The sequence below is a fragment of the Rathayibacter sp. VKM Ac-2928 genome (assembly GCF_022815545.1).
Taxonomy (GTDB): Bacteria; Actinomycetota; Actinomycetes; order Actinomycetales; family Microbacteriaceae; genus Rathayibacter; species Rathayibacter festucae.
The window spans coordinates 82230-107762 of record NZ_JALGRU010000004.1 but is presented as its reverse complement, the minus strand read 5'-3'; the positions used below and the strand labels follow the sequence as shown (position 1 = coordinate 107762).

Sequence of the window (25533 nt, the reverse complement as noted above, 5' to 3'; positions counted from 1 at the left end):
CCTCCGATCTCCGACGCGCCAGCCGCGACCGCAGCACCCGCCTCCTCCGCCTCCTCCGCCGACGGGACCGTCGCGCCGCCGATGGACGACCGCATCCGCGGCGACGTCCATCTGCTCGGCGAGCTCCTCGGCCAGGTCCTGCGGGAATCGGGCGACGACAGCCTCTACACCGACGTCGAGCGGCTCCGCGCCCTGACGATCGGCGCCTACGACAGCGGGCACCCGGACGAGCTGGCCGCGGCGGAGGAGTTCGTCGCGTCGCTGAACGCCGAGCGCGCCGAGGAGGTGGCGCGGGCGTTCACCTGCTACTTCCACCTCGTGAACGTGGCGGAGGAGTTCCACCGCGTGCGGGTCCTGCGCCGCCGCGACGCCGACGCCGGCGCCCAGCGGCCCGAGGACTCGATCATCGCGTCGATGGCGACCCTCACCGACGAGCTGGGCGAGGAGGAGGCGTTCGAGCGCCTCTCGCGCCTGGAGTTCCGCCCCGTCCTCACCGCGCACCCGACGGAGGCGCGCCGCCGCGCGGTCTCCTCCACCATCCGCCGGATCAGCGCCCTGCTCGAGCAGCGGGACGACCCGCGCACGGGCGGCGTCGTGCTGGTCGAGAACCGCCGGCGCCTGCTCGCCGAAGTCGACACGCTCTGGCGCACGGCGCCGCTGCGCGAGTCGAAGCCCAGCCCGCTCGACGAGGTCCGGACCGCGATGAGCGTGTTCGACGAGTCGCTGTTCTCCGTCCTGCCGCGGGTCTACCGCCGGCTCGACGACGCGCTGCTCGGTGACGCCTCCGGCACCCGCAAGCCGATCGCCCCCGCGTTCGTGCGCCTGGGCACCTGGATCGGCGGCGACCGCGACGGCAACCCGTTCGTCACCGCGGAGACGACCCTCGAGGCCGTCGACATCGCTGCCGAGCACGTCCTGATCGGGCTCGAGCGCGTCGCCCGCCGGGTCGGCCGCTCCCTCACGCTGGACGCCGGCACCACTCCCCCGTCGGCGGCCGTCGAGGCGCTCTGGGCCGCGGGGGTCGAGAAGGCGCCCGAGCTCGCCGCGGTCATCGCCGAGCGCTCGCCGAGCGAGACCCACCGCCGCGTCCTGCTCTTCACAGCGGACCGGCTCGCGGCGACCCGCTCCGGCGGCGCGCTCGCCTACGGCTCCGCCGCCGAGCTGCTCGCCGACCTGCGGACCCTGCAGGACTCGCTGATCGAGGCGGGCGACGTCCGCTCGGCCTACGGCGACCTGCAGGACCTGCTCTGGCAGGTGGAGACCTTCGGCTTCCACCTCGCCGAGATCGAGGTGCGGCAGCACTCGAAGGTGCACCGCGAGACCCTCGCGGCGGTCCGCGCCGGCGGTGAGCTCGACGAGCGCAGCATCGAGGTGCTCTCGGTCTACCGCGCCATCGCGACGATCCAGGAGCGCTTCGGCACCGACGCGGCCCGCCGCTACGTCGTGTCGTTCACCCAGTCGGCCGAGGACCTCAAGACGGTCTTCGACCTGGCCGAGGCGGCGACCGACGGGAACCCGCCGATCATCGACGCGGTCCCGCTCTTCGAGACGTTCGCCGACCTCGACGCGTCGACGGACATCCTGGCCGAGATGATCCAACTGCCCCAGGTGCGCGCGCGCCTCGCCGCGACCGGGAACCGGCTCGAGGTCATGCTCGGCTACTCCGACTCCTCGAAGGACGTCGGCCCCGTCTCGGCGACGCTCGCGCTCTACGACGCGCAGGCGCGCATCGCGAAGTGGGCCGAGGACGAGGGCATCGTGCTCACGCTCTTCCACGGCCGCGGCGGCGCCCTCGGCCGCGGCGGCGGACCGGCGAACCGCGCGGTGCTCGCGCAGCCGCCCGGCTCGGTCGACGGCCGCTTCAAGCTGACGGAGCAGGGCGAGGTCATCTTCGCCCGCTACGGCAACCCGGACATCGCCACCCGGCACATCGAGCAGGTCGCCGGTGCGACGCTTCTCGCCTCCTCGCCCTCGATCGGCGAGCGCAACGCCGGCGCCGCGGACCGCTTCCGCGACGTCGCCGCGACGATGGACCGCGAGTCGCGCCGCCGCTTCTTCGAGCTGGTCAAGGCCGACGGCTTCGCGCCCTGGTTCGCCCGGGTCACCCCGCAGGAGGAGGTCGGCCTGCTCGCGCTCGGCTCGCGGCCGGCCCGCCGCGGCCTCTCGGTCGAGTCGCTCGAGGACCTGCGGGCGATCCCGTGGGTCTTCGCCTGGACCCAGGCCCGCGTCAACCTGACCGGCTGGTTCGGACTCGGCAGCGCCCTCGAGGCGGTCGGCGACCTGGACGAGCTGCGCACCGCCTACGAGACCTGGCCGCTGTTCACCACGATGATCGACAACGTGGAGATGTCGCTGGCGAAGACCGACGAGGGCATCGCCCGACGCTACCTGGCGCTCGACTCCCGCGACGACCTCGCCGGTCTGGTGCTCGACGAGATGGAGCTCACCCGCCGCTGGGTGCTCTCGATCACCGGCGAGGAGAGCCTGCTCACCGGGCACCGCGTGCTCGGGCGGGCTGTGCGGCTGCGCACGCCCTACGTCAACGCGCTGTCGCTGCTGCAGCTGCGCGCGCTCCGGGCGCTGCGCACGGATCCGGGCGGCTCGGGCACCGAGCAGAACCAGCGGCTCCTGCTGCTGGCCGTGAACGGCGTGGCCGCCGGCCTCCAGAACACGGGCTGATCCAGCTCGCCGCGGGACTCCCGCGCGAACGACGGAACCCCCGGCGGCCTGAGCGGCTGCCGGGGGTTCCGTCGTCGTGCGGGTGGAGCGGTGCGGATCAGATCTGCGCGCCGTGGTCGAACGTCTGCGGGGCGCCGGACTCCTGCGCGGCCTTCGCCTCCTCGTACTGCTTGCGGACCGCGACCATGTCGAGGCCGCGGACCTGCTCGAGCAGGGAGTCGAGGGCCGGGGCGGGCAGGGCGCCGGGCTGCGCCATCAGCGGGATGCCGTCGCGGTAGACGACGAGGGTGGGGATCGACGAGATGCCGTAGCTGCCGGCGAGCTGCTGCTGGTCCTCGGTGTCCACCTTCGCGAAGGTGACGTCCGGGTTCTTCTCGCTGGTCGCCTCGAAGACGGGGGCGAACTGGCGGCACGGGCCGCACCACTCCGCCCAGAAGTCGATGAGGACGATGCCGTCGGAGACGGTCTGGTCGTGGGTGTCGAGAGTCATCGCTGTCGTGGCCATGAGGGATGCAACCGACCCGATCCGCGCGCTATTCCCGGGCGGCGGGCGGGGTGGTCGGCGCCGCGGAGTCCAGCAGGTCGAGCAGGGTGCGCGGGCCCAGAGCCGTGGCGCCGAGCTCCTCGATCCGGGCGACGAGGCCGCGGTCGGCGGTCACCACGCGGGCGGTCGGCCCGATCGCCGCGACGCGCTCGACGATCGCGTCGTCTCCGGAGCCGGCGGCGCTCTCGACGCTCAGCCGTCCGCGCGGAGCCGCGTCGACCGCGTCGGCGGTGCGTGCCGCCCGGGCGTCGCCCTCGAGGACGACCGCGATCCGCGGCCAGACCGTGTCGGCCTCGACGGCGAACAGCGAGCCGGGGACACCGAGTGCCGCGAGGCGCCCGAGCGCCGCGACGAGGCGCTCCGCCGCGCCGGCGCGGTCGCGCCACCAGCCGTCCGGACGCGAGCCGACGACGTTGGCCGCGTCGACGACGAGGACGCACGGCTCGGTGTCGAGGGCGCGCAGCTCGCGCCAGGAGGCCTCGAACCCCGGGTGCAGCGGGAGCGCGTCGACCTCGGCCGGCGGGACCCAGCGCAGCTCCTGGCTCTCGGCGTCGGCGATCCGCGGGGTGAAGTGCTCGAGGGCCCGGGCGACGACGGTGGTGTAGCTCCAGGGGCCGATGGTGACGACGCGGGAGAGGACGGGCACGACGATCCCGTCGGGCACTCCGGCCTCCTCGACCGATTCGCGCAGGGCGCCCTCGAAGGCGGTCTCCTCGGGGTGGCGGGCGCCGCCCGGGAGTCCCCAGGTGTCGCCGAAGTGGCTCCAGGTGGCGCGGTGCTGGAGCAGGACGCGGCCGTCCGGGTCGCGCAGCAGCAGCCCGGCGGCGCCGAAGCGACCCCAGAAGCGGCGCCCGTCGCCGATCTCGACCCAGCCGTCGCCGAGCGCGGCGTCGAAGGGGTGGCGCGGAAGCGCTCCGCCGTCGGCCGGGCCGTCGCTCGTCATGCGCTCCAGCCTTCCACATCGCGCCGACCGTCCCGGACCGCCCGCCGCACAGCACCGAGTCGCTCACCGGCTCGAATCGAGCACCTGGCAGAATCGACGGATGCGCCGCTCGAGGATCCTCCTGCCCGCGACGCTCGCCTGGCTCGGCGTGATCGCGCTGATCACCCTCACGCCGGCGCCGTACCCGGCCGGACAGCCCTCGGCGCTCGTCCGCGGGATCATCGCGTTCCTCGCCTCCACGCCGCTGACCGCCTGGTTCACCTTCGATGTCGCCGAGTTCGTCGCCAACGTGCTGATGTTCGTGCCGCTCGGCGCGCTGGTCGCGCTGCAGCTGCCGCGGCGGCGCCGGCTGCTCGCCGCGCCGATCGGCCTCGGCGTCTCGATCCTGATCGAGACGATCCAGCTGCTCGCACTGCCCTCGCGCGTCGCGGACGTGCGCGACCTCGTCTCGAACGGCACCGGCGCGCTCCTCGGGGCGCTGCTGGTCGTCGTGCTCGCCCGTCTCCCGCTCCGCCCCCGGAAGGACCGCACCGCCCATGCCCGCTGACACCCTCGTCGTCCTCGGCCGCCCCTCGCTCGACACTCCGGCGCACGACGCAGGCTCCGCATCCGTGCTCGATGCGACCGGTCGGGGCGGGCTGGACGTCACCGACCTCGGCTTCACCCGCGGCGACGGGGTCTTCGAGACGATCAACCTCGTCGACGGACGGCTGCAGGCGCTCGACGCGCACCTCGACCGGTTGGAGACCTCGGCGCGGATGCTGGACCTGCCCCGCCCGGACCGCGCCGCCTGGCGGACGGCGATCGACGAGGCGGTCGCCGCCCACCCGCGGGTGCCCGAGGCGATGGTGAAGACGATCCTGAGCCGCGGGGTCGAGGGCGACGGACGGCCGACCGGCATCGTCTTCGTGCAGACGAGCCCGGACTTCGGGCCGGCCCGCCGGGACGGCGTGCGGGTGGTGCTGCTCGACCGCGGACTGCGCTCCGACGTGCAGCACACGTCGCCGTGGCTGCTCGCCGGCGCGAAGACGCTCTCCTACGCGGTCAACCGGGCGGCCTCGCGAGAGGCGCTGCGGCGCGGGGCGGACGACGCGCTGTTCGTCTCCAGCGACGGCTTCCTTCTGGAGGGGCCCACCTCGAACCTGGTGCTGCTCGCGGGCGGCGAGCTGGTCACTCCGCCGCCGAGCCTGGGGCTGCTGCCGGGGACGACGCAGGCGGACCTCTTCGCGCTCGCAGGCGGGCTCGGGCTCGGCACGGCGGAGCGCCCGCTGCGGGCCGAGGACCTCGCGGCGGCCGAGGCCGCCTGGCTGGTCTCCAGCGCGCGGAACGCCGCGCCGATCCGCGCGGTGGACGTGCAGGAGCGCCGCGTCGACCACGAGCTCACGGCCCGGATCAACGCGGCGCTCCTCGCGCGCTAGGGGCGGTCGCTCGGACCGGCCCGCTCAGGCGCGACCGCTCAGACCTGGTCCTCGATGTCGGCGGTGCCGTGGTGCATGAGACCGCCGCGGGTGTAGTCCAGGGCGGGGTCGGGGCTGCCCTGGACGCGCTCGTCGGCCGCCTCGTCGTTGATCACGGCGGTGACGATGCCGCGCCAGTCGGTGCCCTCGGCGACGGCCTCGTCGGAGCCGACACGGCGGGTGACGAAGACCGCCTCGCCCTCCTCCCCGCTGTGCGAGATGATCGCGAGGACGCCGACCGCGCGGCCCTCGGGGTGGCGGACCTGCCACTCCTCGTGGCCCGACGGGACCAGGGTGAACTCGAGTCCGGCGTGCGGGAAGGGGCTGTCGCGCAGCTCGGACGGCGAGCCGCTGTGCTCGGGCGCTCCGCGGGTGGGGACGCCCTCGCCGGTGTCCTCGCCGTAGCTGTGGTACGTGCTCATGGTGAACCTCCTCGGTCGGCGGCCGGTGGGGCCGCGGATCCCTCGTCGATGGGACCACCCCCATCATGGCTTCGTAGACTGGACGGATGCAGATCCCGGTGACCGGCTCCGTCCGCGTGGACGCCTGGCTGTGGGCGGTCCGCGTGTACAAGACGCGCTCGGCCGCCACGACGGCCGCCCGGGCCGGTCACGTCCGGGTGAACGGCGAGCGGGCCAAGGCCGCGCAGACCGTGAAGGTCGGCGACGAGGTCCGCGCCCGCATCGGCGGCTTCGACCGCGAGCTCGTGGTCCGCGGCCTGATCGTGAAGCGGGTCGGCGCGCCCGTCGCGGCCGAGTGCTTCGAGGACCGCACTCCCCCGCCGCCGCCGCGCGAGGCGGCCCCCGCGATCATCGAGCGCGACCGGGGCGCCGGCCGCCCGACCAAGCGCGATCGGCGCGAGATCGAGCGGCTCCGCGGCTTCTGACGGCCGGCTCCGCGCCTCAAGGAGCGAGCGCGCGTGCCCGCTCGAGGAGCTCCTCGGCGACCTCGTCGAGGAAGCGCTGCTGCAGGGCGTCGCCGACCTGGACGAAGGCGACGTCGGTGAAGCCGGCCTCGATGAAGGGGACGACGCTCTGGGCGAGCTCGTCGAGGTCGGGGCCGCAGGCGATCGACTCGGCGACGTCCTCCGGGCGCACGAACTGGCTGGCACCCGCGAAGCCGGCCGGGGTGGGCAGGTCGGCGTTGACGGACCAGCCGCCCGCGAACCAGCGGAACTGCTCGTGCGCCAGGGCGATCCCCTGCTCCTTGTCCGGCGCCCAGCAGATCGGGATCTGCCCGATCGAGCGCGACGGAGCGGCGTCGGCACCGCGGACGGCGGTCCACTGCGAGATCAGCTCGGCCTCGGGCTCGGTGGTGATCAGGTGGTCGCCGAGCGGGGCGAAGCGCTCGATCGACTTCTCGCCCGAGACGGCGAGGCCGATCGGCACGGGCTTGTCCGGGAGGTCCCAGATCCGGGCGGAGTCGACGCGGAAGTAGTCGCCCTCCCAGGTGACCAGCTCACCGGTGTGCAGGGCGCGGATGATGTGCACCGCCTCCTCGAGCATGTCCTGGCGCGCGGAGACGGCGGGCCAGCCCTCGCCGACCACGTGCTCGTTCAGGTTCTCGCCCGAGCCGAGGCCGAGGAGGAAGCGGTCGTCGGAGAGGATCGCGAGGGTCGCCGCCTTCTGCGCGATCACGGCGGGGTGGTAGCGGATGGTCGGCGCCGTGACGTAGGTGGCGAGCTCGATGGTCGAGGTCGCCTGCGCGACCGCACCGAGCATCGTCCAGGCGTAGGAGGCGTGCCCCTGCTCGGTCAGCCAGGGCGAGTAGTGATCGCTCGAGACCGCGAACTCGAAGCCGTGCCTCTCGGCATCGACCGCGTAGCTCACCAGCTGCTTCGGGCCGCTCTGCTCGGTCATCAGGGTGTAGCCGAATCGCACCATCGTCCGCCTCGTTCCGCTCGTCGTCGTCGCCGTGCCGGAGGGCAGGCGTCCATCGTTCGGCTCCATCGTCGGGCGGGGACGGGTGGCGCCGACAGCCCCTTGCCCGCCGGGCGGGGGCGGGCTAGCGGCGCCGTGCGTCAGACGAAGCGGACGCGGTTCTGGACGCGGGTGCGGACCTCGAAGGACTCGCCGTAGCCGCCGAGGCGCGGGTCGTCGGTGCCGGAGCGCAGCAGCTGCGGGAGGAGGGAGCGGCGGAGGAGCACGTCTCCCGCGTGGCGACCCCGCTCGACCTGCTCGTAGGGCTGCTCGAGGGCGTCGTCGGGGACGACGATCACGCTCGCGGAGAAGCGCACGCCGAGCTCGCGGCCGAGGCGGCGGGCGGCCTTCGAGAGCGAGGCGAGCGGCTTCTCGTCCTCGGCCAGGCCGGCACCCTCGACCTCGCCCTTGCGCAGGCGGACGGGCTCGCCCCAGTCGGCCGAGGTCAGGGCGAGGAGGCCGGACGGGCCGAGCACCAGATGGTCGATCTTGACTCCGCCGTCGCCGACCGCGACGTCGTTCCAGATCGTGAAGGCGATGCCGAGGGCGCCGACCAGGGAGGCCGTCGCCTCCTCCGCGTGGGCCTTGGCCAGCCAGGAGCGGACCTCGCGGGGGGCGGAGCGCACCAGCGCAGGATCGAAGGGGTCGTCGATCTCGACGCCGCGGCCGACCCACTCGCGGACGAGGCGGAGGTAGTACTCGCGAGCGGCGCCACCCGGGTGGCCGTAGGAACGGGCGCGCACAGAGGACGCCGTCTGCTGGCGGGGCGAGCCGGTGTACGGCGCGTGCGAGGAGGCTCCGGGGGCGGGCGCTCCGCGGTCGTAGTCGACGCGGGCGCCGGCGCTGCCGATCCGCTCCCAGGCGACCTGCACGGCGTGGAACGAGGCGGCGTCTCCCCCGGTGTCCGGGTGGGTCTCGCGCAGCAGGCGGCGGTAGGCGCGCTTGAGCTCGTCCTCCGACGCGCTCGCGGGGACGCCCAGCACCTCGTAGGGGGTGCGGGCGGCGTGGCTGTCTGGCATGTGCTTCCGGAGGGTCGGGGGCGGCGGATGAACGCCCGGTCTCCGAGCATATCGACGCCGCCCGGGCGCCCGGTGGGAGCGCGCAGGGCGCACGCTCCACGGCGCCCGGGTGCGGGTCGGCGTCCGGACTCGGGTCAGCGGTCGGCGAGCAGCTCGCGGACGCGCGGGATCACCCGGGTGCCGTAGAGCTCGATGTTCCGCATGATCGCGGCGTGCGGCAGGGTGCCGGCGCTGTACTTGAGGTCGAAGCGGTCGATCCCCAGGGCGCCGACGGTGTTCGCGATCTTCCGGGCGACCGTCTCGGGAGAGCCGAGGTGCAGCGCGCCCTCGGGGCCCGCCTCCTCGGCGAAGCGCTCGCGGGTGAGCGGGGCCCAGCCGCGCTCGCGGCCGATCGAGTCGAGCATGCCCTTGTAGTGGCCGAAGTACAGCTCGTGCGCCTCCTCGTCGGTGTCGGCGATGAAGCCGGGCGAGTGCACGGCGACGGGCAGGCGCGGCTGCTCGAGCTGGTCGAGGGCGCGGCCGAAGAGGTCGACGTAGGGGCGGAAGCGGGCGGGGGCGCCGCCGATGATCGCGAGGACCAGCGGGAAGCCGAAGCGCGCGGCGCGGACGACCGACTCGGGGCTGCCGCCGACGCCGATCCAGGTGCGCAGGCGGCGGTCGCCCTCCATCGTCGGGTAGACGCTCTGCTCGGTCAGGGCCGGGCGGACCGTGCCCTGCCAGGTGACCGGGCCGCCCTGCACGAGCTCGTGGAACAGCTCCAGCTTCTCCTCGAAGAGGACCTCGTACTGGGAGAGGTCGAGGCCGAAGAGCGGGAAGGACTCGGTGAAGGACCCGCGGCCGAGGATGACCTCGGCGCGGCCGTTCGAGAGCCCGTCGAGGGTGGCGAAGCGCTGGTAGACGCGCACGGGGTCGTCGGAGGAGAGGACGGTGACCGCGGAGCCGAGGTGGATGCGCTCGGTCCTCGCGGCGATCGCGGCGAGCACGACGTCCGGGGCGCTGACGGCGAAGTCGGCGCGGTGGTGCTCGCCGACGCCGAAGAAGTCGAGGCCGACCTCGTCGGCGAGGACGCCCTCCTCCACCACGTCGCGCAGGACCTGGCCGTGCGAGAGGAGCGTGCCGTCGGCCGCGGCCGTGACGTCGCCGAAGGTGTCGACACCGAACTTAATTTCATGCGTACTCATGGACTTTGCAACCTCCGAGGGTCGGGGACTATTCCGGCGGCGACGGCCGGCTCGCGGTAGGCCAGCCCCAGCGATGAGACGGTGTCGTGCGCGTTCAGGCCGCTGGGGTTGGGCAGCACCCAGAGCGGGGCGCCGGCGATCGGCTCGTCCTGCCGCCCCTGGCGCGCCTTGGTCCGCCCGAAGGCGGCGCGGTAGGCGGTGATGCCGACCATCGCGACGGCGGCGGGGCGGACGCGCTCGACGGTGCGGATCAGGCGCTCGGCGCCGGCGCGCAGCTCCTCCGGCGTGAGCTCGTCGGCGCGGGCGGTGGCGCGGGGTGCGAGGTTGGTGATGCCGACGCCGCGGTCGGCGAGGGCGCGGCGATCCTCGACGGTCATCCCGTCGGAGACGCGGAGCACGCGGTCGAGGATGCCGGCGGCGGCGAGGGCCGGGTAGAAGCGGTTGCCCGGGTGCGCGAAGTGCGCGCCGGTCGCGGCCGTCCAGAGCCCGGGGTTGATGCCGACGAAGAGGAGGCGGACGTCGCCGTCGAGCAGGTCCTCGACGGTGCGGTCGCGGTACGAGGCGAGCTCGGCGCGGGAGAACGGCATGCGGCCATCCTGCCGTGCGGGCCGCGCGGACGGTGGCAGCATGGGGGCATGACGAACGCATCGCAGGACCACCCGATTCAGCACGGCAGTGACGACGCAGCCCTGGACGAGAAGCTCCGCGGCATCCTGCTGCAGGTCGCCGGCGACGCCGAGCTCCGGCCCGAGGAGGACGTCGAGGCCCTGCTGCGCCAGCGCCTGCGCGACACCCGCATCGAGATCGCGGAGGAGCACATCGCCGGGCTCGCGCGGCGGATCCCCGGGCTGACGCAGCGCGGCGGCGGCGACCTGAGCCCCGGCGCGCACTGAGTCCCGGAGCGCACTGAGTCCCGGAGCGCGCTGAGCGCACCGCGTCACTCCGGCAGCGCCGGTCCCTTCCGGTGGTGGTCGAAGACCAGGCTCGTCCGGGTCGAGGCGACCGCCGGGTGCGCCGAGAGGTTCGACACCACGAAGTCGCGGATGTCGTTCGAGTCGCGCACGGCGACGTGGAGGAGGAAGTCCTCCGAGCCGCCGAGGAAGAACAGCTGCACGACCTCGGGCAGCGCGCGGATCTCCTCGGCGAACCGGGTGATCGCCTGCCGCTGACCGGCGCGGATGTTGACGCTGATCAGTGCCTGCAGGGTCAGCCCGAGGGCCGCGGGGTCGAGCTCGGCGGTGAAGCCGGTGATGATGCCGCGCTCGACGAGGGAGCGCACCCGCGAGACGCAGGTGGAGGGCGCGATGCCCGCCTGCTCGGCGAGGCGGCTGTTCGGGGTGCGGGCATCGGCGCGGAGCAGGCGGACGAGGGTCCGGTCGATCGGATCGAGGTCGCCGAGGTCGTGCAGATCCTGCGGTCTCATGGCGGCACGGCTCCCTCTGATCGCGGATCCTGCGGTGAACACTCCGATTCTCGACGATCCTGCGGATGTTCTCCCGTTCGAAACATGATCTTCGCACGATAGGGGCAGTCCACCGCGAAGGAGCAGTCATGCGCATCGGCATCCCCACCGAGATCAAGAACAACGAGAACCGGGTGGCGGCGACGCCCGCCGGAGTGCACGAGCTGGTGCGGCGCGGGCACGAGGTGCTGGTCGAGGCGGGCGCCGGGCTCGGCTCGCGGGTCTCGGACGAGGACTTCGCCGCCGCCGGCGCCCGGATCGTCGCGGGGCCGGACGAGGTCTGGGGCGAGGCCGACCTGGTGGTCAAGGTCAAGGAGCCGATCGAGGCGGAGTACCCACGGATGCGCTCCGGGCAGATCCTCTTCACCTACCTGCACCTCGCCGCCTCCCGCGCGTGCACCGATGCGCTGCTCGCCGCCGGCACCACCGCGATCGCCTACGAGACCGTGCAGCTGCCCGATCGCCACCTGCCCCTCCTCTCGCCGATGAGCGAGGTCGCCGGGCGGCTCTCGATCACCGTCGGCGGCTACCACCTGATGCGGGCGGCCGGCGGGCGAGGCACCCTCCTCGGCGGAGTGCCCGGGACGCCGAAGGCCAAGGTCGTCGTGATCGGCGGCGGCGTGGCCGGCGAGCACGCGGCGGCGAACGCGCTCGGCATGGGCGCCGACGTGACCGTGGTGGACCTGTCGATCCCCCGGCTGCGCGAGCTCGAGGCGCGCTTCGACGGGCGGATCCAGACGCGCGCGTCCTCGACGTACGAGATCGCGGCGCAGATGGCGGAGGCCGACCTGGTGATCGGATCGGTCCTGATCCCGGGTGCGCGGGCGCCGAAGCTCGTGACGGACGAGATGGTGGCGACGATGAAGCCGGGCTCGGTGCTGGTGGACATCGCGATCGACCAGGGCGGCTGCTTCGAGGGATCGCGGCCGACGACGCACGACGACCCGGTCTTCGCGGTGCACGACAGCGTCTACTACTGCGTCGCCAACATGCCCGGCGCGGTGCCGGAGACGTCGACGCGGGCGCTGACGAACGCGACGCTCCCCTACGTCGTCGCGCTGGCGGACCGCGGCTGGAAGGCGGCGCTCGCGGCGGATCCGGCGCTCGCGAAGGGGCTCAGCACGCACGACGGGCAGGTCGTGAACGCGGCGGTCGCCGCGGCGTTCGGGCTGCCGGCGGCGAGCCTCGAGGACCTGCTGGGCTAGGCGGCCGCGGTCAGCTCAGGCCGAGGGTCTCGACGATCTGCGCGATCTCGTCCTCGGGGGCGGCCGCGAGGTCGACGGTGACGTGCCGCTCGTCGTCGCCGAGCGGCTCCAGGGCCTCGAACTGCGAATCCAGCAGGGCGGGCGGCATGAAGTGGCCGGTGCGCGCGCCGAGGCGATCGGCGATCAGCTCGCGGGTGCCGGCGAGGTGCACGAAGACGAGGTCGTCGCGGCGGAGCACGTCGCGGTAGCGCCGCCGCAGGGCGGAGCAGGTGACGACGACGGAGTCGCCCCCGCTCACGAGGGCGTCCACGCGGGCCGCGATCGTCGCCAGCCAGGGGGCGCGGTCCTCGTCGTCGAGCGGGACGCCCTCGGCCATCTTCGCGACGTTCGCGGCGGGGTGGAGCTCGTCGCCCTCGACGAAGGTCCAGCCGAGGCGGTCGGCCAGCAGGGTGGCGATCGTGGACTTGCCGCTGCCGGAGACGCCCATCACGACGAGGGCGCGGACGGGAGTGGCGGAGGGACTGGCCGATGCGGTCATGACCTCGATTATGTCCGACGAATAGCTGGTCGGGCGAGGCGAGCGCCGGAATACTGGGGGCATGGACGGACCGCGCTCGCTGCACGAGGCGGTGCTCGACGAGCTCGGGTCGCAGATCGTGCAGGGCGCACTGGCGCCCGGGAGCGCCTTCAGCGCGGACGAGCGGGCGGAGCGCCGCGGGGTCTCCCGCTCGGTGATGCGCGAGGCGGTGCGCGTGCTGGAGTCGCTCGGGCTGGTGGTCTCGCGGCGGCGGGCGGGGACGCGGGTGCAGCCGCCGGAGTGCTGGAACGCGCTGGATCCGCGGGTGATCGGCTGGAGCCTCGACGGGCCGGACCGGCAGACGCAGCTGCACCGGCTGAGCCAGCTGCGCCTCGGCGTGGAGCCGCTGGCGGCGCGGCTCGCGGCGGAGCACGCGACGGCCGGGCAGCGGATCGCGCTCGCCGAGGCGGCGGGCGGGATGTCCGGGCACGCTCGGGCGGCCGATCAGGCGGCCTACCTCGCCGCCGACGTCGTCTTCCACCGGACGCTGCTGGCGGCGTCGGGGAATCCGATGCTCGCGCAGCTCGGCGACCTCGTCGCGGAGGTGCTCGCCGGGCGCACGCGGCACGCGCTGATGCCGCGCGAGGCGGACTCGGAGGCGGTGGGGCTGCACCGGTCGGTCGCCGCCGCGGTGGCCGAGGGCGACGGCGAGGCGGCGGAGGCGGCGATGCGCGCGATCGTCGAGGAGGCGGACCGGGCGGTGCAGGCGGGGTGAGGGCGGGTCGTGGCGGGCGGGTCTCGATACGCCCTGCGGGCTACTCGACCAGCATGCAGGGCAGGCGGCTCCCGACGGGGCGGGTCTCGATACGCCCTGCGGGCTACTCGACCAGCAGGGGTCGGGCTGCTCGAGCAGCCTGGCTCGGGCTGGTCGACCGGCGTGACTCGGGTGCTCGACCGGAGGGGGCGGTCGGGCTGCGAATGGGGTGGGGCGGGTTGCTGTGCGGGCCGGCGGGGCGCACAGTGGAGGGATGGCCGAGGGATACTCCTCCGCGCAGGTGCGGGCCGCCGAGGCGCCGCATCTGGCGCGTCGAGAGCCGCTGATGCAGCGGGCAGCGGACGGGCTCGCGCGGGAGCTGCGGGCCGCGCTCAGCACGCGCCGGGACCGGCGCGGCGCGGGCAGCGTGCTCGTGCTGGTCGGGCCGGGGAACAACGGCGGGGACGCCCTGTACGCGGCGGCCGAGATATCCTCCTCCGGCAGCGACGTGTCGCTCGTGCTGACCGCGGACCGGGCGCACCAGCGCGGACTCGCCGTCGCGCTGGACGACGGCTGCGGCCGCGTCGCGGCCGACGACCCGGCCGCCCTCGCGGCCGCCGTCGCCCGCGCGGACGTGATCGTGGACGGCATCCTCGGCATCGGCACGGCGGAGCCGGCGCTGCGCGGGCGGCCGCGCGAGGTGGTGGCGACGGTGATCGAGGCGCTCGGACGACGCGAGGACGCGCCCGTCGTGGTCGCCGTCGATCTACCGAGCGGCATCGGGCCCGACGACGGCGCGGTACCGGACGAGACCGTCCTGCCCGCCGACGTGACCGTGACCTTCGGGGCGATCAAGGCGGGGCTGCTCCTCGAGCCGGCGCGCTCCTACGTCGGGCGGATCCGGCTCGTGGACATCGGGCTCGGGCCCGACCTCGCCGGGGTCGAGCCGATCGTCAGGACGTAGAGATTCGGCCTACGCCTGCGCGCCGCGGGTGAGCAGGTGCGCCCGCTCGGGGTGCTGGTCGAACCACTGTCCGACGTACCAGCACATCGGCACGATGCTGCGGCCGCTCGTCGCCTCGATGTCGTCGACGGCGAAGGCGACCAGCTCGCCGGCCAGCCCCTGGCCGCGGTGCGGCGGCGAGGTGAAGGAGCGCACGAGCGAGACGCTCTCGTCGTTCTCGTGGAAGTCGAGGACGCCGACGAGCGCCCCGTCCTGGTGCAGCTCGTAGCGGGACGCGTGGTCCGCCCGGCGGAAGTCCTTGGCCATCTCCCCAGGGTAGGCCGCTCGCGCTCCGCACGGCCGGGGTGGTCAGGATCCGTCGCCGAGCAGATCGCCGTCGACGTAGTACCAGCGGCCGTCCTCGCGGAGGAAGCGGCTGCGCTCGTGCACCAGCCCCGGCCCCTCGGACGAGCGGTAGGAGGCGCGGAACTCGACGAGCCCCTCCGCGTCGTCCTCGCCGCCGAAGGAGGTGTCGACGATCTGCAGGCGCCGCCAGCGGACGTCGTCGTCGAGGTCGACGCGCTTCGGGCGGGTGGACGGGTGCCAGCTGGACAGCAGGTAGCCGGCGCTGCCGAGGACGTTCGCGCTGTAGCGGCTGCGCATCAGGCGCTCCGCGGTCGGCGAGGGCGTCTCGCCGAGGTGGGCGGGGCGGCAGCAGTCGGCGTAGTGGCGGCGGCTTCCGCACGGGCAGGCGTCGGCGGGGTGCATCCGGACAGTCTCGCAGGGCGCGGGCGCGCCGGATCGCTCTATTCCCCCGCTACCGCAGACCCCGCCAGCAGGGACACCGCGAGCAGCGCTCCCGTCGGCCCGGGTCCGACGGCGTGCAGGGTGACCTCGACGACGCCGTCCTCACCCGTCGACGGGGTGATCTCGTACTCCACCTCGACGGCGTCGTCGAGCGTCCGGACGGCGAGCGGCTCGCCGAGCGGGCGGCCGTCGATCCGGAGCTCGTGCTCGCCGCCGCCGTCGCGGTCGCGCAGCAGGACGCGGAGCACGGCGGCGCGCCGCGACGGATCGACGAGGGTGTAGCCGAACCAGCCGTCCGGGCCCTCGGCGCTGCGCCAGTGCACGCCGTCGGCGCCGCCCGCACGGCTGCGGTGCCCGACGAAGGCGTGGTCCGACTCGGGCTGCTGCTCGCCCGCGGTCACGGAGTCGATCACCGCGGCTGCGGAGGCGGCCTCGCGGTCGAGCGCGGCGAGCTCGGCCCAGCGCGCGGCGGCGTCGGAGCCGGTGGGCCAGTAGAGCGTGTAGCGGCTGTCGTGCAGTGCGGAGAAGGGCTCGAGGCGGACCGGACCGGCGTCGGTGCGGAGCTCCGCGGTCAGGGTCGCGCGGTCGAGGAGGGCGACGGCGCCGACTCCCCCGGTGACGACCGGGGTCGCGGCGAGGTCGCGGAGCGGGCCCGAGGCGACGTGCGCCATCCGCCGGCCGTCGGCGATCAGGCCGTCGAGGTCGGCGTCGTCGGTCCGCGCCGCGAGCACGACCGGGCCGTAGGAGAACGCCGACCAGGCGGAGCCGTCGGGAAGCGGCTCGGCGCGGAAGCCGAGCGCGAAGACGATCCGGATCTCGTGGCGGCCGGGCTCCAGGACGGCGGTGCGGACGAAGCCCTCGACGGCCGCGGTGTCGAGCGCTGCGCCGTCGACCGTCACGGTCATCGACTCCGCCCACGACGGCCGGCGGAGCCGCACGGCGCCGGCGCGCTCCAGGTCCACGGTGATGGTCACGTCGTCCGCCTGCGGGAAGGCGGTGTCGATCCGCGCGCGCAGCCCGTGCTCCGGGGCGTCGAGGGTCGAGGGCAGGTAGAGGGCGATCAGCAGGTCGTCGCCGGTCTGCGCATGGTCACCGTCGCGCGACTCGTCGCCGACGAGGGCGTAGACCAGCTCGCCGTAGCGGGCGTGGTTCTCGAGCCCGGTGCCGACGCAGCACCACATCCCCTCGTGCGGCGCCGAGTAGACCCGGTAGTGCGCGGGGCGCAGCGGCGTGAAGTAGACGAAGCCGCCGTCGGGGTGCTGCGAGGAGAGCAGGTGGTTGTACTGCGCGCGTTCGACGTAGTCGAGGTAGCGCTCCTCGCCGCCCGCCTCGAAGAGGACACCGCTCAGCTCGATCATGTTGGCGGTGTTGCAGGTCTCGGGGCCCTCGCGGTCGAGGATCATCGACGTGAAGTCGCTCGCGCGGTGGAAGTGCTCGCGCACGCTGTTGCCGCCGATCGCGACGGTGCGCTCGCCGGTGACCCGCTCCCAGAAGAAGCGCGCGGCCGGCAGCTGCTCGCCGCCGAGGCGCGCGTAGCCGACCGCCTTCGGGATCTGGGTGTTCGCGTGCAGCCCGTCGAGCGCGTCGCGCCGCTCGAGCATCGGGTCGAGCAGCGCGCGGTGCGAGAAGCGCGCGGCCTCGGCGCGGTACGCGGCGGCGCGCTCGGAGTCGCCGGGGTCCGCGGCGGCCACCTGCTCCGCGAGATCGGCGAACGCCTCGTTCATCCCGCCGAACTCGGCGTGCAGCATCGCCTCGAAGGCGTCGTCGTCGAGCCCGGCGGAGACGCCGAGCCACCAGTCCGCGAACCGCACGGCCATCGCGAGCGCCCGCTCCGAGCCGCCGGCGGACGCGGCGTCGAGCAGGCCCGAGAGCGTCTTGTGCAGGTTGTACAGCGGCACCCAGCGGCCGTTGAGGGTGAAGAGGTCGGCGTCGACCTCGCCGCGGGCGAGCTCCTCCCCCAGTGCGCGCCCGCCGGGGACGCCGCCGAGGTAGCCGGTGCCGACCGCGTCCTGGGCCCGCTCGAATCCGTCGAGCAGGGTCTCCATCCGCTCGCGCGCGGCGGCGTCGCCTGTGGCCGCGAGCATCAGCGCGCTCGCCGAGAGGGCGTGACCGCCCACGTGCCCGTCCAGCCCGTCCGACTCCCAGTTGCCGTAGCCCTCCCCCGCGGGCAGGCCGGCCTCGCGCAGGAACGGCGCGAGCAGGCGGTCGGGGTCGAGCGCGAGGAGGTAGCGCAGGCCCGTGGTCTGGGCGTCGGCGAAGGCGCTCGGCAGCAGGCGGACGGAGCGCAGCGGGAAGCGGCGAACGGGGCGGACGGCGGGGACGGTGCGGGGCAACGGGAGACCTCTCAGCCCTTGACGGCGCCCGCGACGAGACCGCGGACGTAGTACTTCTGGATGGCGGCGTAGAGCAGCAGGCACGGGATCATCAGCAGCACCGCGCCGGCGATGACGTAGCCGAAGTCGGTCTGGCCGAAGGCGCCGGAGGAGATGTTCTGGATGGCGACCGGCAGCGTGAAGAGGTCCTGCCGGGTGAGGAAGGTCAGCGCGCCGAGGAAGTCGCTCCAGGCGCCGAGGAAGGCGAAGAGGAAGACCGTGGCGACCCCCGGGACGATCATCGGCCGCAGCACCGAGAAGAGGATGCGGAACGGCCCGGCCCCGTCGATCCGCGCGGCCTCGGTCACCTCGCGCGGGATCTGCGCGAAGGAGTTGCGCATCAGGAACACCCCGAACGGCAGGTTGAAGGTGAGGTAGAAGAGGATGATCCCCAGGTGCGTGTCGGTCAGGCCGAGCGCGTTCATCTCGAGGAAGAGCGGGGTGAGCACCGCCTGGAACGGGACCATCATCGTCAGCAGGATCAGGCCGAAGGCGACGTTGGAGCCGCGGAACGGGAAGAGCACCAGGGCGTAGGCGGCGAGGGTGGTCACGACCACGCTGAGCACGGCGGTGCCGAGCGCGATGATCAGCGAGTTGACGATGTAGGTCCCCGCGCCGATCGAGCCGAGCAGGCCGGTGTAGTTGTCGAGCGTGAGGTTCGAGAAGGACTGCTCGGCGGCGGGCGCGACGATCTGCGCGCCGGGCTGGAACGAGCGCAGGATCGACCAGGCGACCGGCGCGACGAACGCGACCGAGACCAGCGTACCGAGCACGACGTAGAGGACGGTGCGGAGCCGGGTGGCGGGGGTGCTGCGGCGACGGGCCGGCACCGGGGCGGCGGCGGGCGCCGGCGGGCGGGTGGGCGTCGGAGTGCGAGGGGGCATCAGTCGTCCTTCATCACGCGGAACTGGAGCAGCGTCAGCGCGGCCGCGATGACGACGACCACGAACGACAGCGCGGTCGCGTAGCCGACCTGCAGATCGCCGAAGGCCTTGTTGTAGACGTAGAGCATCACGGTGAGGGTGCCGGTGCCCGGCCCGCCGCCGGTGATCACGTAGAACTGGGTGAAGGCGAGGATCGCGCCGACGAAGCCCAGCACGCTGAGCAGCCCGAGGTAGCGCTTCACCAGCGGCACCGTCACCAGGAACTCCTGCTTCCACCGGCCCGCGCCGTCGATCGCCGCGGACTCGTAGAGGGCGTCGTCGATGCCCTGCATGCCCGACATCAGGACGATCATCGTGAAGCCGGAGCCGACGTAGGCGCCGAGGAGGACGATCAGCGTCGTCGCGCTCGTCGCGTCGAGCAGCCAGGCGGTGGGCGCGTCGGTGAGGCCCAGGGCCATCAGCACCTGGTCGAGCGCGCCGCTGTCGGGGCGGAACTCGAGCAGGGCGACGAAGCTCAGCGAGGTGAGGCCGATGACGTAGGGCACGAAGACGGCGGTGCGGATGATCCCCGCCCCGCGACGGTTCGAGCGCACCAGCACGGCGAGCAGGTAGCCGACGACGATGCCGAGCAGCGTCGAGACGACGGCGAAGCCGAGCGTGTAGAGCACGGACGCCCAGAACGTGGTGTCCGAGAAGGCGGTCGCGTAGTTGTCGAACCCGACGAAGCCGACGGTGCCGACCAGCGGCCAGTCCGTCACCGAGATCACCACCGCGAAGATCAGCGGTACGACGACGAAGACGACGACGAGCACGAGGGCGGGCAGGATCATCAGGAGCCCGGTGCGGGCGTCCTTCTCTCCGAGGGCGACGCTCATGCCTGGTTCACCTCCAGGACGCGGGCCGTCTCCTCCTGGCCGCGGTCGAGGACCGCGTCGAGGTCGTCGTCGCCGAAGACCGCGCCGCGGAACATCGCGAGCCACGGGGACTGCACGGTGTTGGTGAGCTGGGTGTACAGGGTGGTCGGGGCGGCGAAGCCCTCGTTCATCCGCTCCATCCCGGGGACCATCAGCGGGAAGTCGTCGACGAAGCCGGTCTCGAGCACGTCGTCGCGCACCGGGTACCAGCCGAGCGCGGCGAGCTCGGACTGCTGCTCCAGCTCGGTGACGAAGCGCATGAAGTCCCAGGCCGCCTCGGGGTTCCGCGCGCCGCGCGGGATCGAGAGCACCGCGCCGCCGGAGAACTGCGAGACGCCGCCGTCGGGGCCGGGGAACGCGCTGACGCCGAGGTCACCGAGGAACTCGGGGGTGGCTCCGCCGACGATCAGATCGTAGGAGCCGGGGAAGAGGCCGACGGTGCCGTCGAGGAAGTCCTTGCCCCAGGCCGTGCCGCTGTCGGCCGAGGCGCCGGGCTGGGCGAGGCCCTCCTGCTCGAAGGTGCGGTAGAGCTCCAGGGTGCGCCGCAGCGGCTCGTTGCCCGCGACGGTCGCGCTCTGGCGGCCGACGACGCCGTCGTAGAAGGGGCTCTCGTCGGCCCAGAAGTGCGGCTGGATCACGTAGCCGAGGATGCCGGCGGAGTTGCCGGGGAAGGTCACCCCGGAGACGCCGTCGAGCCGCCGGAGCGCCCGGGCGTGGGTCAGGTACTGGTCGAAGTCGGTCGGTCCCTGCTCCGGGTCGAGGCCGGCCTGCTCGTAGAGGCGCTTGTTCCAGAACAGCTGCGAGACGTTGGAGAGGGCGGGCAGGCCGTAGACCTTGCCGTCGTAGGAGGCGACGTCGAGCAGCGGCCGGTTGAGGCGGTCGGCGTAGGGCAGCGCCTGGATCAGCGGGGTCAGGTCGGTCAGCGCCTCGCGGGAGCTGAAGACCGGCGTGGTGACCGAGTCGGGAGCGACGACGTCGGGCACGGCGTCCGCGCGGATCGCCGTGGCGAGCTTGGTGACCATCTGCCCCTCGGGCAGCACAGTCAGCTCGACCCGGACCGCGCTCTGCGCCGCGTGGTACTTCTCGACGATCAGCTGGGCCGGCGTGAAGGCGACGCTGCGGCACCAGAATCGGATCGTGCCGCTCGGGGCGGCGGCGAACGAGGGCGCGGAGACGTCGGCCTCGGGCAGCACGGCGGAGCAGCCGGTCAGGCCGAGCGCGGCCGCCAGGCCCGCACCGCCGAGGGCGAGCGCGCGCCGGCGGGTCAGGTCGGGCAGGTGCGGGTCGAGCAGGCGGAGAGGAGAGTGCATCGTCGGTCCCTCGTCGTTCGGTCGGTGCGGGCGGTCGGGTGCGTGCGGGCGGGTGCGCGGCGGGTGGGCGCCGGATCAGGTGGAGTCGCGGACGATCAGCTGGCAGGGGTGCGCCTCGATCCCGGCGCGGGGGCGGCCGTCGATGGCCTCGAGCGCGCGGGCGCCGGCCGCCCGGCCGAGCTCCTCGAGGTTCATGTCGACCGTGGTGAGCGCGGGACGGGAGTTCATCGCCGCGGCGGCCCAGTTGTCGAAGCCGACGATCGCGACGTCGTGCGGGACGCTCACGCCGGCCTCGCGGAGGCCGTCGGCGACGCCGCGGGCGATCTCGTCGCTGCCGCAGAGCACCGCGTCGACCGGCTCGACCCGCTGGCGCAGCATCTGCGCGGCCTGGCGGCCCCAGGTCTCGGTCCAGTTGCCGTAGAGCGAGCGGTCGCCGACCAGGCGCAGGCCGAAGGAGGGCGCGTGCTCCTGGACCGCCTCGGCGCGGATCCGGGCGGAGTAGTCGAGGCGGGGCCCGGCGACGTAGGCGATGTCGCGGCGGCCGAGCGCGGCGACGTGCTCGAGGGCGAGCAGGATGCCCTGGGTCTGGTCGACGACGACCGACATGTCGGCCGGGTCGTCGGAGGAGCCCATCACGTAGACGATCGGCACGCTGGTCGCCGGCAGCGCCGGGCGCGGACCGGTGAGGTTGGTCATCACGACGATCGCGTCGACGCCGCGGGCGGCGAGGATCTCGACGCAGTGCCGCTCGCGGACCCGGTCGCCGCGGGAGTTGCTGAGCAGCACCGAGGCCTGCTCGGCGGGGAAGGCGTCCTCGAGGCCCCACATCACCGGGATGCTGAAGCGGCCGATGTCGTCGGAGGTCACCAGCCCGATGGTGAGCACCCGCTGCTGGGGCGCCAGCCCGCTCGCGGCGGCCGGCAGCGCGAAGCCGAGCTCGGCGGCGGCGGCGAGGATCCGCCCGCGGGTGTCGCCGCTCAGCTGGCCGCGGTTGTTCAGCGCCTTCGAGACGGTGCCGACCGAGACGCCGGTCGCCGCGGCGACGTCGCTGAGGGTGACGCGGCGGGCGGGGAAGCTCATCGGGGTCGTCCTCTTCTCGTCGTCGAGAGCGCGGGTGCGCGTGACGGCCACGGTAGCTTGCGGTAACTTTCCGCGTCAAGGCAAACCTTGCCGTGTCTTGCGGCGAGGGACGCGGAGGTGTGCATCCCCTCCACGTCCGCGGCTCCGGGTTGAGACGGGCCGGGGATCTCGGCATCGTGGCTCCCTCATCGATCACGGACGGAAGGAACGACCCGATGCTCACGCTCACCGACAACGCCAGCACCGTCGTCAAGACCATCACCGGTCAGACCGAGACCCCCGTCGAGGGCGGACTCCGCATCAGCGGCGACGACCTCGACGCCCGCAACTTCGCCGTCGCCGTCGCGCCGGCCCCGGAGACCACCGATGCGGTCGTGGAGCAGGACGGCGCGCGGGTCTTCCTCGACGTCGCCGCCTCTGTGGCCCTCGGCGACAAGGTGCTCGACGCGCAGGTGGACGAGGGCGGCTCCGTCACCTTCGGCATCACGCCGCAGGGCTGACGCTCAGCCGCTCGAACGACGGAGGCCGCCCTCCCGCTGCTGCGGGGAGGGCGGCCTCCGTCGTTCCGGGCGGCTCAGGACAGGACGTCGCGGGTGGTGAAGCGCGCGATCGCCAGCGAGCCGAAGACGGCGACGTAGGCGAGCTGCAGGAGCGCGTTCTCGCCGAACGAGCTCCAGGCGATCGGGTCGCGGAGCAGGTCGGCGAAGTCGAACCAGCGGTCGGTGAACAGGAACGGGTGGAGGGCGTCGAGCTGCGAGAGCGAGCCGACGATCTGCGCCGCGATCGAGACGACGACGGTCGCGGCCATCGCGCCGACCGGGACGTCGGTGAGCGTCGAGACGAACAGGCCGATCGCCGCGAGGCCGACCAGCGAGAGCGCCGCGTAGACCGCGATCGCGAGCGCGCGGCCGATGGCGTCCGCGAGCGGGACGGTCGTCCCCGAGAGCAGGGTGACCGGGCCGGCCGGGAAGAGCGCCAGGCCGATCAGGATGCCGACGACCATCACGGTCAGCGCCGCGGCGAGGCAGAACGCGATCGCGGCGGCGAACTTGACCGCGAGCAGCCGGATCCGGCCAACCGGGCTGACCAGCAGGTAGCGCAGGGTGCCGAGCGACGCCTCCCCCGCGATCGCGTCCCCCGCGACGACGCCGACGGTCAGCGGCAGGAAGAGCGGGACGGCGACCGTGATCGCCGCGAAGCCGGTGAAGAGGCCGTTGCCGGCGATCGCGCCGACGAAGGAGGGCCCGCCGCCGTCACCGCCGGACAGCCGGACGGCGACCGCCAGCAGGATCGGGATGGCCGCGAGGGCGGCGAGCAGCGCCCAGGTGCGGCGGCGTCGGAAGAGCAGCGCCAGCTCGGAGGCGAGGAGCGAGCCGATGCCGATGCTCCGGCGCGGACGGGCGGGGGCGGCGGAGTTGGTGGCAGCGGCGGCCGCAGTGGTCTCAGCGCTCGACATCGAAGCCCTCCCCGGTGAGCTGGACGAAGCGCTCCTCGAGCGAGGGGCGGCGGACGGAGAAGCCGCGCACGCGGACTCCCGCGGTGACGAGGGACGCGACCACGGACTCCGGGGCGGCGGTCGTCGGCATCGCGGCGACGACCAGCGGCGGATCGATCGGGTGCTCGGCGGGGACGAGCCGCGGCGCGAGTCCCAGTTCGACGAGGGCGCGCTGGGCGTCGACCACATCGGGCGTGAGCAGCTCGAGGGAGGCCGCGTCGCCGCGGAGCTCGTCGAGCCCGCCCTGCGCGACGAGGCGGCCGGTGCGCATCACGGCGGCGTGGGTGCAGAGCTGCTCGATCTCGGCGAGCAGGTGGCTGGAGACGAGGACCGTCGTGCCGTCGGCGTTGAGACTGCGCACGAGCGAGCGGACCTCGCGGGTGCCCTGCGGGTCGAGCCCGTTGGTCGGCTCGTCCAGGACGATCAGGTCGCGCGGCGACAGCAGGGCGACGGCGATGCCGAGGCGCTGCTTCATCCCGAGCGAGTAGGAGCCGACCTTCTTGCCCGCTGCGGCGGACAGGCCGACGCGGGCGAGCGCCTCCTCCGCCCGGCTGTCGCGGCTGCGCGCGGAGGTGCCGGCCTCGGCCGCGTCGAAGCGGCGGAGGTTCGCGCGGCCGGAGAGGAACGGGTAGAAGCCGGGCCCCTCGACGAGCGCGCCGACCCGCGGCAGCACCTCGGCGGCGCCGCGCGGCATCGCCGTGCCGAGGACGGTGATGTCGCCCTCGGTCGGCGCGGCCAGGGCGAGGAGCATCCGGATGGTCGTGGTCTTCCCCGAGCCGTTGGGCCCGAGGAAGCCGAAGACGGCGCCGCGCGGGACGGCGAGGTCGAGACCCGACACCGCCTCCTGGCGCCCGAAGCGCTTGGTGAGGCCCCGGGTCTCGACCGCGAGCTCGCCGGTCGTCACCGACCGGCGGCGGCGGTCAGCGCGTCGACCGGGACGGCGCCCGCGAGGACGCGTCCGTCGTCGGTGAAGAGGACCGTGAACAGCGCGGACGAGAGCACCCGGCCGCCGTCGACGGCCGTGGTCACGGCGTTCAGCTGGGCGAGCGACTCGGCGTCACCGGCCGGCAGCTCGACGATCGAGCCCCACCCGGTGCCGGTGGTGGTGACGCCGGAGTCCCCCTCGGGCGCGGCCGGGACGTCGGTGGCGTCGGTGGAGGGGTCCTGCTCGTGCGTCGGTGCGGCCTTCTCGGTGACCTCCGCGCCGACGGGCGGCGTGAAGGAGAACATCGCGGCGTCGGGCGCCGAGACGTCGAGGCTCGTGTAGGCGACGCTGAAGGCGGGCGCGGTGCCGCCGACGGGAGTGACGGCCACGCCGAGGGGCAGGCCGGTCTCGCCGTCGATCGAGACGGTGACCGAGCCGACGAGGGTGCTGCTGTCGCGCGGAGTGAGCACGAGCTCGTAGGCGTCACGGCCGGCGACGCGGACGTCGGAGCCGACGGCGACGGTGGTCGTCGGGTCGATCGCGGCGAGCAGCTGCTCGGCGATCGAGGACGGGGTCGGGATCTCGCCGGCGGGAGCCTCGGTCGGCGGAGCGGCCGTGTCGCCGGCGGGCGGCAGCAGGTGGGTCGCGGAGTTCTCGGCGGAGTCGTAGATCCAGACGCCGTCGGCCTTCGTCGCGACGACGTCGCGCTCGGCGAGGCGGTCGAGGACCTGCAGGCGCGCGCCGTGCTCGGCGTCGACGAAGACACGGGCCTGGTGAGAGCCGGTCGCGAGCTCCATCAGCGCGCTCGTCGCCGAGGCGTCGTCCGAGCCCTGCGCACCGGAGCCGGTGCTGCCGAGAGCGGAGAGGTCGGGGAGCCCGAGGGCGGAGGTCTGCTGGACCTCGCCCGAGAAGGCGGTGGTGTCGCTCTCGGCGACGAAGGTCAGGAGGTCGGCGGCGGACTTCTCCGGGAGGTCCCCGGCCGCGCTCGCGGACAGGGGCAGGGTGACGGCCGCGGCGACGACGACCAGGGGGACGGCGGCGGCGGGGACCCAGCGCTTCCAAGAGGTGCTCATAGTCGTCGACGCTACGCCTCGAATCGGCGCGCCGCCTCCGAGTGGGGCGC

Annotated in this window: 28 protein-coding genes; 9 read left to right on the top strand and 19 right to left on the bottom strand. The window is 73.9% G+C overall.

Features of this window, described 5'->3' with window-relative positions; genetic code table 11:
• Positions 1–81: 81 nt before the first annotated feature.
• Positions 82–2679 (top strand): phosphoenolpyruvate carboxylase, encoded by a 2598-nt coding sequence (locus tag MT350_RS15030; protein WP_243600273.1) that lies wholly within the window; start codon positions 82–84, stop codon positions 2677–2679.
• A 97-nt stretch (positions 2680–2776) separates the two neighbouring features.
• On the opposite strand, the gene trxA is transcribed toward MT350_RS15030, so the two are convergent.
• Both trxA and MT350_RS15020 read right to left on the bottom strand, forming a co-directional pair.
• The gene (gene trxA, locus MT350_RS15025) at positions 2777–3184 is read right to left on the bottom strand and encodes a thioredoxin (RefSeq protein WP_123735903.1); all 408 of its coding nucleotides are present in this window, start codon (positions 3182–3184) and stop codon (positions 2777–2779) included.
• Between the two features lie 28 nt (positions 3185–3212).
• Positions 3213–4166, bottom strand: coding sequence for an NUDIX hydrolase (locus MT350_RS15020; protein ID WP_243599880.1), 954 nt, complete (start codon positions 4164–4166; stop codon positions 3213–3215).
• A gap of 100 nt (positions 4167–4266) precedes the next feature.
• Between MT350_RS15020 and MT350_RS15015 the strand changes: the two genes are divergently transcribed.
• Positions 4267–4713, top strand: coding sequence for a VanZ family protein (locus tag MT350_RS15015; protein ID WP_243599879.1), 447 nt, complete (start codon positions 4267–4269; stop codon positions 4711–4713).
• Positions 4703–5584, top strand: a complete 882-nt coding sequence (locus MT350_RS15010; protein ID WP_243599878.1) for an aminotransferase class IV — start codon at positions 4703–4705, stop codon at positions 5582–5584. Before MT350_RS15015 ends, MT350_RS15010 begins: the two co-directional genes overlap by 11 nt.
• Before the next feature lie 38 nt (positions 5585–5622).
• Here MT350_RS15010 and MT350_RS15005 read toward each other — a convergent pair whose 3' ends face one another.
• Positions 5623–6045, bottom strand: a complete 423-nt coding sequence (locus MT350_RS15005) for a hypothetical protein (protein ID WP_243599877.1) — start codon at positions 6043–6045, stop codon at positions 5623–5625.
• 86 nt (positions 6046–6131) lie between these two features.
• On the opposite strand from MT350_RS15005, the gene MT350_RS15000 reads away from it, so the two are divergent.
• Positions 6132–6509: an RNA-binding S4 domain-containing protein gene (locus tag MT350_RS15000; protein WP_123446113.1), complete on the top strand. Its 378-nt coding sequence runs from the start codon at positions 6132–6134 to the stop codon at positions 6507–6509.
• Between the two features lie 16 nt (positions 6510–6525).
• On the opposite strand, the gene MT350_RS14995 is transcribed toward MT350_RS15000, so the two are convergent.
• The 4 genes from MT350_RS14995 to MT350_RS14980 form a co-directional block, all read right to left on the bottom strand.
• Positions 6526–7506 (bottom strand): TIGR03557 family F420-dependent LLM class oxidoreductase, encoded by a 981-nt coding sequence (locus MT350_RS14995; protein ID WP_243599876.1) that lies wholly within the window; start codon positions 7504–7506, stop codon positions 6526–6528.
• A gap of 137 nt (positions 7507–7643) precedes the next feature.
• Positions 7644–8561, bottom strand: coding sequence for a J domain-containing protein (locus tag MT350_RS14990; protein WP_123735909.1), 918 nt, complete (start codon positions 8559–8561; stop codon positions 7644–7646).
• A gap of 134 nt (positions 8562–8695) precedes the next feature.
• Entirely contained in the window at positions 8696–9742 is a 1047-nt protein-coding gene (locus MT350_RS14985; RefSeq protein ID WP_243599875.1) for an LLM class flavin-dependent oxidoreductase, read from the bottom strand.
• Positions 9739–10329: a mismatch-specific DNA-glycosylase gene (locus MT350_RS14980; RefSeq protein WP_243599874.1), complete on the bottom strand. Its 591-nt coding sequence runs from the start codon at positions 10327–10329 to the stop codon at positions 9739–9741. The genes MT350_RS14985 and MT350_RS14980 overlap by 4 nt, the downstream gene beginning before the upstream one ends.
• A gap of 48 nt (positions 10330–10377) precedes the next feature.
• On the opposite strand from MT350_RS14980, the gene MT350_RS14975 reads away from it, so the two are divergent.
• Entirely contained in the window at positions 10378–10635 is a 258-nt protein-coding gene (locus MT350_RS14975; RefSeq protein ID WP_243599873.1) for a hypothetical protein, read from the top strand.
• 44 nt (positions 10636–10679) lie between these two features.
• Here the strand turns inward: MT350_RS14975 and MT350_RS14970 are convergent, their stop codons facing one another.
• On the bottom strand, positions 10680–11165 hold the full coding sequence (locus MT350_RS14970) for an Lrp/AsnC family transcriptional regulator (protein ID WP_123446107.1): 486 nt from the start codon (positions 11163–11165) through the stop codon (positions 10680–10682).
• 128 nt (positions 11166–11293) lie between these two features.
• Between MT350_RS14970 and ald the strand changes: the two genes are divergently transcribed.
• Entirely contained in the window at positions 11294–12409 is a 1116-nt protein-coding gene (gene ald / locus MT350_RS14965; protein ID WP_243599871.1) for an alanine dehydrogenase, read from the top strand.
• A 10-nt stretch (positions 12410–12419) separates the two neighbouring features.
• Here the strand turns inward: ald and MT350_RS14960 are convergent, their stop codons facing one another.
• The gene (locus tag MT350_RS14960) at positions 12420–12947 is read right to left on the bottom strand and encodes a gluconokinase (RefSeq protein WP_243599870.1); all 528 of its coding nucleotides are present in this window, start codon (positions 12945–12947) and stop codon (positions 12420–12422) included.
• Positions 12948–13008: 61 nt separating this feature from the next.
• Between MT350_RS14960 and MT350_RS14955 the strand changes: the two genes are divergently transcribed.
• Positions 13009–13701 (top strand): FadR/GntR family transcriptional regulator, encoded by a 693-nt coding sequence (locus MT350_RS14955; protein WP_243599869.1) that lies wholly within the window; start codon positions 13009–13011, stop codon positions 13699–13701.
• Positions 13702–13954: 253 nt separating this feature from the next.
• Positions 13955–14644, top strand: a complete 690-nt coding sequence (locus MT350_RS14950) for an NAD(P)H-hydrate epimerase (RefSeq protein ID WP_123735915.1) — start codon at positions 13955–13957, stop codon at positions 14642–14644.
• A gap of 9 nt (positions 14645–14653) precedes the next feature.
• Here MT350_RS14950 and MT350_RS14945 read toward each other — a convergent pair whose 3' ends face one another.
• From MT350_RS14945 to MT350_RS14915, 7 genes are all read right to left on the bottom strand, one after another.
• Positions 14654–14950 carry a GNAT family N-acetyltransferase gene (locus MT350_RS14945; RefSeq protein WP_123706542.1) on the bottom strand — a complete coding sequence of 99 codons (297 nt, stop codon included), beginning with the start codon at positions 14948–14950 and terminating at the stop codon, positions 14654–14656.
• Positions 14951–14992: 42 nt separating this feature from the next.
• Positions 14993–15391 (bottom strand): YchJ family protein, encoded by a 399-nt coding sequence (locus tag MT350_RS14940; RefSeq protein ID WP_123446101.1) that lies wholly within the window; start codon positions 15389–15391, stop codon positions 14993–14995.
• 38 nt (positions 15392–15429) lie between these two features.
• Entirely contained in the window at positions 15430–17763 is a 2334-nt protein-coding gene (locus MT350_RS14935) for a beta-L-arabinofuranosidase domain-containing protein (protein ID WP_243599868.1), read from the bottom strand.
• An 11-nt stretch (positions 17764–17774) separates the two neighbouring features.
• Positions 17775–18686, bottom strand: a complete 912-nt coding sequence (locus MT350_RS14930; RefSeq protein ID WP_243599867.1) for a carbohydrate ABC transporter permease — start codon at positions 18684–18686, stop codon at positions 17775–17777.
• Positions 18686–19561 carry a carbohydrate ABC transporter permease gene (locus MT350_RS14925; protein WP_243599866.1) on the bottom strand — a complete coding sequence of 292 codons (876 nt, stop codon included), beginning with the start codon at positions 19559–19561 and terminating at the stop codon, positions 18686–18688. The genes MT350_RS14930 and MT350_RS14925 overlap by 1 nt, the downstream gene beginning before the upstream one ends.
• Positions 19558–20910 carry an ABC transporter substrate-binding protein gene (locus tag MT350_RS14920; protein WP_243599865.1) on the bottom strand — a complete coding sequence of 451 codons (1353 nt, stop codon included), beginning with the start codon at positions 20908–20910 and terminating at the stop codon, positions 19558–19560. The genes MT350_RS14925 and MT350_RS14920 overlap by 4 nt, the downstream gene beginning before the upstream one ends.
• A 75-nt stretch (positions 20911–20985) precedes the next feature.
• A complete protein-coding gene (locus tag MT350_RS14915; protein ID WP_243599864.1) occupies positions 20986–21990 on the bottom strand; it encodes a LacI family DNA-binding transcriptional regulator in 1005 nt (334 codons plus the stop codon).
• 215 nt (positions 21991–22205) lie between these two features.
• Between MT350_RS14915 and MT350_RS14910 the strand changes: the two genes are divergently transcribed.
• Positions 22206–22490 (top strand): hypothetical protein, encoded by a 285-nt coding sequence (locus MT350_RS14910; RefSeq protein WP_123446096.1) that lies wholly within the window; start codon positions 22206–22208, stop codon positions 22488–22490.
• A gap of 74 nt (positions 22491–22564) precedes the next feature.
• Here the strand turns inward: MT350_RS14910 and MT350_RS14905 are convergent, their stop codons facing one another.
• Genes MT350_RS14905 through MT350_RS14895 form a run of 3 tightly spaced genes read right to left on the bottom strand, consistent with a single transcriptional unit; the run spans position 22565 to position 25483 of the window.
• Entirely contained in the window at positions 22565–23446 is an 882-nt protein-coding gene (locus MT350_RS14905) for an ABC transporter permease (protein WP_243599863.1), read from the bottom strand.
• Positions 23433–24389, bottom strand: a complete 957-nt coding sequence (locus MT350_RS14900; RefSeq protein ID WP_123446094.1) for an ABC transporter ATP-binding protein — start codon at positions 24387–24389, stop codon at positions 23433–23435. The genes MT350_RS14905 and MT350_RS14900 overlap by 14 nt, the downstream gene beginning before the upstream one ends.
• Positions 24386–25483, bottom strand: coding sequence for a hypothetical protein (locus tag MT350_RS14895; protein WP_243600291.1), 1098 nt, complete (start codon positions 25481–25483; stop codon positions 24386–24388). The genes MT350_RS14900 and MT350_RS14895 overlap by 4 nt, the downstream gene beginning before the upstream one ends.
• Positions 25484–25533 lie beyond the last annotated feature (50 nt).

What these genes read in the sequence shown, in the direction of transcription:
- MT350_RS14980 (WP_243599874.1), bottom strand. Translation starts at nt 10,329, where the DNA reads ATGCCGTTCTCCCGCGCCGAGCTCGCCTCGTACCGCGACCGCACCGTC.
- MT350_RS15000 (WP_123446113.1), top strand. Translation starts at nt 6,132, where the DNA reads ATGCAGATCCCGGTGACCGGCTCCGTCCGCGTGGACGCCTGGCTGTGG.
- trxA (WP_123735903.1), bottom strand. Translation starts at nt 3,184, where the DNA reads ATGGCCACGACAGCGATGACTCTCGACACCCACGACCAGACCGTCTCC.
- MT350_RS15015 (WP_243599879.1), top strand. Translation starts at nt 4,267, where the DNA reads ATGCGCCGCTCGAGGATCCTCCTGCCCGCGACGCTCGCCTGGCTCGGC.
- MT350_RS14985 (WP_243599875.1), bottom strand. Translation starts at nt 9,742, where the DNA reads ATGAGTACGCATGAAATTAAGTTCGGTGTCGACACCTTCGGCGACGTC.
- MT350_RS14940 (WP_123446101.1), bottom strand. Translation starts at nt 15,391, where the DNA reads ATGCACCCCGCCGACGCCTGCCCGTGCGGAAGCCGCCGCCACTACGCC.
- MT350_RS14910 (WP_123446096.1), top strand. Translation starts at nt 22,206, where the DNA reads ATGCTCACGCTCACCGACAACGCCAGCACCGTCGTCAAGACCATCACC.
- MT350_RS15010 (WP_243599878.1), top strand. Translation starts at nt 4,703, where the DNA reads ATGCCCGCTGACACCCTCGTCGTCCTCGGCCGCCCCTCGCTCGACACT.
- MT350_RS14925 (WP_243599866.1), bottom strand. Translation starts at nt 19,561, where the DNA reads ATGAGCGTCGCCCTCGGAGAGAAGGACGCCCGCACCGGGCTCCTGATG.
- MT350_RS14955 (WP_243599869.1), top strand. Translation starts at nt 13,009, where the DNA reads ATGGACGGACCGCGCTCGCTGCACGAGGCGGTGCTCGACGAGCTCGGG.
- MT350_RS15030 (WP_243600273.1), top strand. Translation starts at nt 82, where the DNA reads ATGGACGACCGCATCCGCGGCGACGTCCATCTGCTCGGCGAGCTCCTC.
- MT350_RS14995 (WP_243599876.1), bottom strand. Translation starts at nt 7,506, where the DNA reads ATGGTGCGATTCGGCTACACCCTGATGACCGAGCAGAGCGGCCCGAAG.
- MT350_RS15005 (WP_243599877.1), bottom strand. Translation starts at nt 6,045, where the DNA reads ATGAGCACGTACCACAGCTACGGCGAGGACACCGGCGAGGGCGTCCCC.
- MT350_RS14945 (WP_123706542.1), bottom strand. Translation starts at nt 14,950, where the DNA reads ATGGCCAAGGACTTCCGCCGGGCGGACCACGCGTCCCGCTACGAGCTG.
- MT350_RS15020 (WP_243599880.1), bottom strand. Translation starts at nt 4,166, where the DNA reads ATGACGAGCGACGGCCCGGCCGACGGCGGAGCGCTTCCGCGCCACCCC.
- MT350_RS14970 (WP_123446107.1), bottom strand. Translation starts at nt 11,165, where the DNA reads ATGAGACCGCAGGATCTGCACGACCTCGGCGACCTCGATCCGATCGAC.
- MT350_RS14950 (WP_123735915.1), top strand. Translation starts at nt 13,955, where the DNA reads ATGGCCGAGGGATACTCCTCCGCGCAGGTGCGGGCCGCCGAGGCGCCG.
- MT350_RS14975 (WP_243599873.1), top strand. Translation starts at nt 10,378, where the DNA reads ATGACGAACGCATCGCAGGACCACCCGATTCAGCACGGCAGTGACGAC.
- MT350_RS14915 (WP_243599864.1), bottom strand. Translation starts at nt 21,990, where the DNA reads ATGAGCTTCCCCGCCCGCCGCGTCACCCTCAGCGACGTCGCCGCGGCG.
- MT350_RS14905 (WP_243599863.1), bottom strand. Translation starts at nt 23,446, where the DNA reads ATGTCGAGCGCTGAGACCACTGCGGCCGCCGCTGCCACCAACTCCGCC.
- MT350_RS14895 (WP_243600291.1), bottom strand. Translation starts at nt 25,483, where the DNA reads ATGAGCACCTCTTGGAAGCGCTGGGTCCCCGCCGCCGCCGTCCCCCTG.
- MT350_RS14960 (WP_243599870.1), bottom strand. Translation starts at nt 12,947, where the DNA reads ATGACCGCATCGGCCAGTCCCTCCGCCACTCCCGTCCGCGCCCTCGTC.
- MT350_RS14930 (WP_243599867.1), bottom strand. Translation starts at nt 18,686, where the DNA reads ATGCCCCCTCGCACTCCGACGCCCACCCGCCCGCCGGCGCCCGCCGCC.
- ald (WP_243599871.1), top strand. Translation starts at nt 11,294, where the DNA reads ATGCGCATCGGCATCCCCACCGAGATCAAGAACAACGAGAACCGGGTG.
- MT350_RS14920 (WP_243599865.1), bottom strand. Translation starts at nt 20,910, where the DNA reads ATGCACTCTCCTCTCCGCCTGCTCGACCCGCACCTGCCCGACCTGACC.
- MT350_RS14990 (WP_123735909.1), bottom strand. Translation starts at nt 8,561, where the DNA reads ATGCCAGACAGCCACGCCGCCCGCACCCCCTACGAGGTGCTGGGCGTC.